Source organism: Streptomyces sp. NPDC001880 (assembly GCF_053594575.1).
The window spans coordinates 25,037-32,368 of sequence record NZ_JBSFET010000072.1; the positions used below are offsets into that span (position 1 = coordinate 25,037).

Annotated in this window: 5 protein-coding genes and 4 pseudogenes; 7 read left to right on the forward strand and 2 right to left on the reverse strand. The window is 68.4% G+C overall.

Features of this window, described 5'->3' with window-relative positions; all coding sequences use genetic code 11:
• Positions 1-31: 31 nt before the first annotated feature.
• The 3 genes and pseudogenes from ACWCQ6_RS27770 to ACWCQ6_RS27780 form a co-directional block, all read left to right on the forward strand.
• Positions 32-172, forward strand: a pseudogene (locus ACWCQ6_RS27770) (transposase); the annotation flags it as partial.
• A gap of 441 nt (positions 173-613) precedes the next feature.
• Complete coding sequence (locus ACWCQ6_RS27775; RefSeq protein WP_451093699.1) at positions 614-1,084, forward strand: protein kilB; 471 nt, start codon at positions 614-616, stop codon at positions 1,082-1,084.
• A 225-nt stretch (positions 1,085-1,309) separates the two neighbouring features.
• Entirely contained in the window at positions 1,310-1,867 is a 558-nt protein-coding gene (locus ACWCQ6_RS27780) for a hypothetical protein (RefSeq protein ID WP_451093701.1), read from the forward strand.
• 111 nt (positions 1,868-1,978) lie between these two features.
• Here ACWCQ6_RS27780 and ACWCQ6_RS27785 read toward each other — a convergent pair.
• Together ACWCQ6_RS27785 and ACWCQ6_RS27790 are read right to left on the reverse strand one after the other, a co-directional pair.
• Positions 1,979-3,136, reverse strand: a pseudogene (locus ACWCQ6_RS27785) (IS701 family transposase); the annotation flags it as partial.
• Between the two features lie 108 nt (positions 3,137-3,244).
• A complete protein-coding gene (locus ACWCQ6_RS27790; RefSeq protein ID WP_451093703.1) occupies positions 3,245-4,018 on the reverse strand; it encodes a winged helix-turn-helix domain-containing protein in 774 nt (257 codons plus the stop codon).
• A 1,036-nt stretch (positions 4,019-5,054) separates the two neighbouring features.
• On the opposite strand from ACWCQ6_RS27790, the gene ACWCQ6_RS27795 reads away from it, so the two are divergent.
• The 4 genes and pseudogenes from ACWCQ6_RS27795 to ACWCQ6_RS27810 all read left to right on the forward strand — a co-directional run.
• The gene (locus ACWCQ6_RS27795; RefSeq protein ID WP_451093705.1) at positions 5,055-5,282 is read left to right on the forward strand and encodes a hypothetical protein; all 228 of its coding nucleotides are present in this window, start codon (positions 5,055-5,057) and stop codon (positions 5,280-5,282) included.
• A gap of 309 nt (positions 5,283-5,591) precedes the next feature.
• Positions 5,592-5,948: pseudogene (locus ACWCQ6_RS27800) on the forward strand (peptidoglycan-binding domain-containing protein); the annotation flags it as partial.
• A gap of 251 nt (positions 5,949-6,199) precedes the next feature.
• A complete protein-coding gene (locus tag ACWCQ6_RS27805) occupies positions 6,200-7,048 on the forward strand; it encodes a transposase family protein (protein ID WP_451093707.1) in 849 nt (282 codons plus the stop codon).
• Between the two features lie 33 nt (positions 7,049-7,081).
• A pseudogene (locus ACWCQ6_RS27810) lies at positions 7,082-7,332 on the forward strand (GNAT family N-acetyltransferase); the annotation flags it as partial.

A 7,332-nucleotide genomic window follows, 5' to 3' on the forward strand; every position in this document is an offset into this window, starting at 1 on the left:
TCGCACCAGAGTTGCAGTGCGGTGTCCCAGGGTCCCCTGGGACACCGCCGGCAGCTTCGAGCCGCAGATCGTGAAGAAGCGTCAGTGGCGCCTGACAGGCGAGGACGAAATGTTGCTCTCCCTGTCCGCGAAGGGCCTCACCCACGGGGAGATCTCCGCGCACCTGGCCGAGGATGCGAAGTGGGCGGTCAACCTCGCGGCGGCGCGGCAGTTCCATGCGCCTGAAGGGCATCTTCGGGTGCTCCGGAAGCACGTCGAGCAGGTGGGGACGGATGCGGGCTTGGGGGTCGTCAGAACGGTGCTGGCGGGGGTGTGGTGGTCAAGCTCGGCATGTGGCTCGACAACGTCCGCAAACGCGCTGGGAAACTCCCCGAGCAACGCCGAAAGACCTCGACCAGCTCGGCATGCGCTGGTAGACGGATGGGGCACAGAACCCGAGAAGGGCCCGGGATTCGATGGGGATCCGGGTCCATCTCTGGCCCAGCCGGAGACTAGCCGCCAGGGTAGGTCCGGAGCGCCGCAGGCGTAACCCAGCCACCGAAGGCGCCGCCGCGTATCTCGCTCTCCGCTGGCCTCACCACCGAAACCGACACCCGAGGGGACCCAACACCTGATGTCCATATGGCCTTCGATCGTTGCCGTACTCGGTACCCTCGCCGGTGCCCTGACCGCCGGACTCCTCCAGCACCGTTCGGCACGCTCCGCACGCGCCGAGGAGCGTGCCGACAGCCACCGTCAGGATCAGCTCGGCGCCGTCACCGACTTCGCGGCCGCCCTGGACGCGCACCGCTCGGCGATGTTCCATCGGGAGCGTCTGGCCCTGGCCGAGGCAGGCACCGAGCACCAGCTGGAGGCCCAGACGAGATCCCACGACACCCGGGCTGCAATCACCGCGCCCCACATCCGCCTTCAGGTCCTGGTCCCCGGGCTGGCCGGCCCCGCCCAGCAGGCCGCAGATGCCACGTACGCGCTGCGCAAGGCCATCGACCGGACCGAGCTGGACGCCCGGCGGCATGCGGCGAAAGAAGCATCCGTCGCCTTTATCGCCGCGGCCGCCACGCTGCTGAGCCCCAACAACCGCTGACTGAGGGTGACCACTGCCAGCGTTCTGGCGCTCTGTGCGCCGCGTCGCGGTGCCGTCCGAGGCACCGGCGCGCGCGGCCCCGCCGACGCGCCCGCCCGTCCCCCACCCCTTTTCTCTTTCGGTAGTCGGGCGGCAGGGGGTGCGCAGAGGGAATGCCAGCGGCCCGATCACGCCTCTACGGGCATCTGTGTCGGCGCCGGGCGGCATGGTGCGAGACTTCGAGCCATGACCTCACCTGAGCTCAGCGAACTGGACTATCTCCGGGAGATCGAGCGCCTCGCCAACCGTGTCAGCGTGGAGGCGTCCAACGAAGGATGGCTCTCGTTCCAGGCAGAACCGGAAGAGGCGACACCACTCCAGCGCAGCGTGAACGTGCTTGCTCGGGCTCTGCGCCATTACCACTTCGCGGGCGATGGCTGCTTGGAGGAGGACCGGCCTCGGGTCCGCCTCGTCGGCGCCTCGGTGTTGAAGCCTGGGGCCATGCCGGCCGGGGTGGAGGAAGCCTACGAAGAGGTATGTGCTCGGATCGGTGTCGCGCCCAGGTCTGAGGGCTGGGCACTGTGGAACACCTGGCGCGACGGGGAGTTGAGGGTGACGATGGTGGTGTCCGCCGTCGAGACGACCGAGGGGCTGTTCGAGAACTGGGCACGCGGGAGGGCACTCGACCCGGTGTCACCGCTGCCCTCCCAGGTCGCCCTCGTCCGCCAAGGCTGGATAGGACCGATGACGTTCTCGCCTCGCTGTGTCAGCCGGACAGGGCTTGACGGTCGGCCGCTGCCCTAATAGTGCTTGGTCATGTTGGTGCGGGGTCTGGCATGTCGCGGTGACAGGTGGGGCAGGCGCCGGTCCAGATCACGAGGAGTAGCTGCAGTTCGCGAACGACTCGGTAGAGGCTCAGGCCGACGCCGTCTCTTTTGGGGATCGGCTCAGTCGTTGCAGGGTGCAGAAGGCGTGGGCGACCGAGACGAGGGTGACGTGGTGGTGCCAGCCTGGCCAGGTCCGGCCTTCGAAGTGGGCCAGGCCCAGTGTCTGTTTCATCTCGCGGTAGTCGTTCTCGATGCGCCGGCGGAGCTTCGCGGTGCGCACGAGGACGGGCAACGGGGTGGTCTCGGGCAGGTTGGAGAGCCAGAACTGCACGGGCTCGTCCTGGTCGGCGGGCCATTCGGCCAGCAGCCAGCGAACCGGAAGCGCTGTGCCGGCAGTGGCCTTGCGGATCTCACGTCCGGCGGGCCGGATCCGCAGGGCCACGAAGCGCGAGTACATGCGCTTGTGCCCGCTTCGGCCACTGCCCGGCCGTGCCCCCTGCCTCCACTGCACCGGCCGCGCGGAAGATTTACCGGCCGCGATGACCAGGCTCTTCACCCTCTGGGCCGGTTCGGGGCAGGCGGGAACCGGCCGTCGGCCCCGGCCGGGGCAGGCCGGGGTGCACGGCTGTGCGTCCTCGGGTTGCGCGGTGGTCGTGGTCGAGATGCCCACCACGTAGTCGAGACCGCGTTCTTCCAGGCCGAGCCGGAAGGCGGCGGTGTCCCCGTAGCCGCCGTCGGCGATGACCTGGGGCACCTCGATGCCCCAGGACCGCGTCTCGTCGATCAGGTCGAGGGCCAGCTGCCACTTCTCGACATGGCCCACCTGGGCGGGGATGGCGCACTTGTCACGGCGGGCCACTTTGACCGGGTCGGCCTTCGGCGAGGCGGGGTCCCAGCTCTCGGGCAGGAACAGACGCCAGTTCACCGCCGTCGAGGCGCCGTTGGAAGCCAGATGCAGCGAGACTCCGGCCTGGCAGTTGGTGATCTTGCCCGCGGTGCCGGTGTACTGCCGGGTCACACACGCCGACGCATCCCCGTCCTTGAGGAACCCGGTGTCATCGATGACCAGCGCAGTGGGCTTGATGACCGGCTGCATGCGCCAGGCCAGACGGGCCCGCACATGCGCCGGATCCCACGGGCTGGAGGTGACGAAGTGGGCCAGGGCCTGCCGGTTCCCGTCCTCGCCCAGGCGGGCGGCCATCGGCTCCACCGACTTGCGCCCGCCGTCCAGCAACAGGCCCCGCAGACAGCCCAGCACACTCCCGCACACCCTCAAGTAACCGCACACCAACAAGTTGACAATGCCGGGCCGGCCCCGTGCGCCCGGGGGTATCCGCATTGGATCGGCGATCTTTCAGCGGCGCGGTTGCTGTAGAAATCCGTCCGGTTGGGCGTGATCGTCGGATGTTGGTTGCTGGGCTTGGAGCAGGGCTGTGCCCAGTGGGCTGCGAGTGTGGAGGACGCGGTTGTCGATGCGGTTGCTGCAGGCAAGTCCGGCCTCGCGGAGCGCGGTGACATGTTCGCTGGCCGAGGAGGCGGACAGGGCGAGAATCCGCGCGAGCTCACTGGTGGTGGTTCCGTCCAGGGCGGCCAGTACCCGTGCGCGGCTGCGGCCCAGCAGGGTGGCTAGAGCGCGGGGGTGGCTTCCCTCATGGGGCTGTGCCGCGGCATGGGCCGAGGCGACGGGGTAGACCAGCACCTGCGGCAGCGACGGGTCTGCGAGGGCGACCGGCATGGCCCAACAGAAACGGGAGGGAATCAGACACAGTCCTCGGCCGTCGAGGTGGAGTTCCCGGTCCTCCGGGTAGGGGGCTGCGAGCACGGGGGGAGCCCAGTCAAGGATTGGCCGTAAGGAGTTCAGGAGGCCGTGTACGGCGCCGTCGCGCAGAGCTCGCGCCCGGAGAGCCAGATCGGCTTCGACGACTGCCGCTGCCCGGGTCCAGTTGGGAACGACAAGAGCCTGGTGGACCCGGTCGAGGGCGGCAGCCAGTTGCGTGCGGGCCTTCTGGTCGCCCTCGGCCAGGGCGTGGATCCACGCCGGGGCCTGGCGGCCGTTGAACGCCCAGGCGACTTCGTTCTCCATCTGCTGACGCGGGGTACGGCACAGGGCGTCCAATCCAGCGGGCATCCCGTCACGGGCTGCGGCCGGGGTCAGAAAGTCGGGGAAATACCCGGCGCGTGCGGGCGCCAGGAGCCGAATCGCACGCACACAGTCGGTCAACTTCTCTTCAATGATGACCTGTTGAGCGTGGCGCCGCCAGGATGAGTATGCGGATGCGCCTGTCCGGCCCAACTGGTGGGTGGCTAGCACGGTTTCCCACAACGGGTCATAGGCCAGATGGACGCGAGCCAGGTCACGGTCCGTAAAATGGATACGCAGCATGCTCCCCCCAGTGGGCTCACACCCGGAACTTCGGCATCTGGCGCGCCCGACCCCTCAGTCAGGAGGAAGCGGCCGGTCGGCCACTGGTGTCTGCCTCTGTATAACGGTTTCTGTACAACACGCCCATGCCCCGGCCCGTGGTTCCCTCGGGGGTGTACCAGCAGCGTCGACGTTTTGCACTTCGGCTGCTGGTCGCGGGCGGGCTGTGACGCCCGTCCGCCGTGAGCCACAACAGTCTCGCCACCGCGATCGCCTGGGCTGTGCACGCCGCAGCCGAGGCGCCGACACCCGCCACGCCTGCCCCACGGGCTCGATACCTCATAGAGGCGACCCGTTGATCGACAGATACAGCCTGCTACGGCGGGACGGCCTGTTCCTTCTGATCCGACAGATCGCCCCTGCCCACGGGCAGGACCCAGGGGAGGGCTCCCCGTTGTGAGATGAGAATTTCGGTCCAACCCGAAAGTCATGGTCGCGAGTGCCGTGACGCGCAACAGTGATAACGGCGGCGAGGAGCTGCCACGGGGCAAGCGCCGACCGGAACCCGGCGCGGAGAAGTGAGGACAAGGCAATGCATGTTCGAGGGATGAAAGGCCGGATGTTACGTGGATGCAGCGCTGTCGCGCTGCTCACGGGGGCGCTGGCCGGCGGGTTGGCTGCGGCCCCCGCCCAAGCTGGGGAAGTGACGGCTAGCTCCTGGACCTGCGGCGGGGAGTCTGGAGCCGATGTCGACGGCAGGTACCGCATCCTGGCGTGGTGCCGCAGCTCGGGCGGAAGCTCTGTGTCTGCGGTGTTCTACGCCCACGGCGAGTACCTGCACGTAAATGACGCCTTCGACAACGACCGTTCCTCGGTCGCCAATCTGCATATCGGCGGCAGTGGCACCGCACAGTACACCAATGGCTACCACAATCTGAGCTACAGCGAGGGCAAGGATGCTGATCTGCAGGTCTGCACGTCGTCCTCGGCCAACGCGGTGTGCTCCCCGATGATCGACGGCCACACTTAAACCGCACTGAGGCAGTGCTCGGGGCCGGTCCCCAACGGGCCTGGACTTTGCCCGCCCTACTCAGTCGCTGTCAAACAGGGGTAAGCGGACTGAGCACCTGATCCATCGAGCTGCAGGCTTGTGACCAGGCCCCGGCCATCACCGCCACCGCACGCGGTGCTCTGCGGGAATCCCTGCCGTCTACTCCCGGCGTGGTACGACCAACGCCGGGAGCAGGACAACAGGAATGCCGTTTATCGCGCCTGCCGCGACGCCCGGACGCACCTGGTCACTCGATGAAGTACTGCGCAGTGTGGGGTGAGCAGCGGCGTGCTCAGCAGCCGCTGCCTCACCGCCGACGGCGCGTTCGGGCCTCGTACCGCGGCCGCCGTCCAGGCCTTCCAGAAGAACCAGGGCCTGCAGGCCGACGGCGTCGCCGGCCCGGACGCCTGGAACGCTCTGGTCACCGCGCCCGCCGGTGCCCGGCCCGACACCGGCAAGAACGCCCTACCCGGCCCTACCGGGTACTTGTTGAAGTTCAAGCGTGAGCGTCGTGGCGGAGAGCGCAAGCGGGCCGCCGGAGCCGGGCCGGATCACAAGCTGGTCTTCACCGACAGGGTCCTGGTCACCGTGGTCCACCTGCGTCCGCAGCTGCCGCACGCGGCACTGGCCGGGCTCTACGACGTCTCCCGCCCATCCGTCACCCGCGCCATCCACGAGATCCGCCCACTGCTGGCTGTCCGTGGCTTCGCCGTCCCCGACCGGCCCGGCATCCGCCTGCGCACCCTGGCCGGTGTCTTCGCCTACGCCGAGGCCGAGGGTGTCGGGCTGCGCATCGACGGCACCGAGACCCAGGTCCGCCGCCCCCAGGCCGGCCGCCCCGGCCTGGGGCGTTCGTCTCCGGCAAGAAGAAGCAGAACACCGCCAAGACCACCACCATCAGCGACGGCTCGGGACGCCTACTGTGGTCCGGGGCCGACCGGCCCGGCAGAATGCACGACCAGACCGCGATGCGCACCGAAGGCATCGCCGAGCAGCTGTGTCTGCATCCGCGAGTCAAGGCGAAGGTCGACGAGGGATACAGAGGCCTGGCCAACGACTTCCCCAACCAGGTCCAGGCACCGCCACGCAAGCCGAAGAACACAGTATCGCTGGGCGAGAACTACGCCTGGCGCGAGGCGCGCCGACGGCAGTCCTCCGAGCGGATCTGCGTGGAGCACACCATCGGCGAGGAGAAGAAGTGGCGGCCGCTCCAGCGATACCTCGGCCGGCGCGACTCCTACGCCGAAACCCACGCCGCCATCGCCGGACTGGTCTCCGACCGCGCGGCCCGCAGGCCCACCCGGTTGGCTCCGCACGCGACAGTGAGCAGTGTTTTGACAGCGGTTCGGGAGGCGCTGCGGTGGCTGGCCCCGTCAGATATTCACGGCTTTGAGCAGCTGCTCAGGGGCCGTAGGCGAGATCGGCCGTCTGCCGCTTCCAGAGGGGCAGGGCAAAAGCGTGCCTGCCGAGGTCGACGTGTTCCGGCTGCCTGGCCGCTGCGGCTGCGCAACGACGACAACGGCCCGGGGCTGAACGAGCTGGGCGCGGCCCACGCTGCGGGACGGCCGCATGCCATCCCTGCGGAGAAGAAGCCGGCCTTCGAGAGCGTCCTGGTGTTCATCCCCCACTACCCGAAGAGGGCGTCGGGACGTTCCGCCCGGAGCAATTGTCAAAACCTGTGGGTCGAGTCGTTGGTGTTGTGGCTGAGTTTGGTGGCGAGAGCCATCGGGCTTGGAATCCAGTAGCGCTGCTACAAATGACCGGTTGAAGATGACGGCATGGACGCGCAGCAGGTGACCTTGCGGAAGATGACGCCGGCGGAGTATCACGCGGCGACTGAGCATCGTGAAGCCGAGTCGGCTCGTGTGCTCAGAAAGTTCATGCCGGAAGAGCTGGCGCGAGAACGGGCCCGGCACGGCACGGCCAAGTTCCTACCTGACGGCGCCGACACGGCCGGTCATCATCTCGTGATGGCGGAGAACGGATCAGGCGAGGTGGTGGGGAACGCGTGGATCGGTCCGGACCCGGG

Bases quoted from the DNA above. Each gene is read 5' to 3' on its own strand.
- ACWCQ6_RS27775 (WP_451093699.1), top strand. From the start codon at position 614: ATGTCCATATGGCCTTCGATCGTTGCCGTACTCGGTACCCTCGCCGGT.
- ACWCQ6_RS27780 (WP_451093701.1), top strand. From the start codon at position 1,310: ATGACCTCACCTGAGCTCAGCGAACTGGACTATCTCCGGGAGATCGAG.
- ACWCQ6_RS27790 (WP_451093703.1), bottom strand. From the start codon at position 4,018: ATGCCCGCTGGATTGGACGCCCTGTGCCGTACCCCGCGTCAGCAGATG.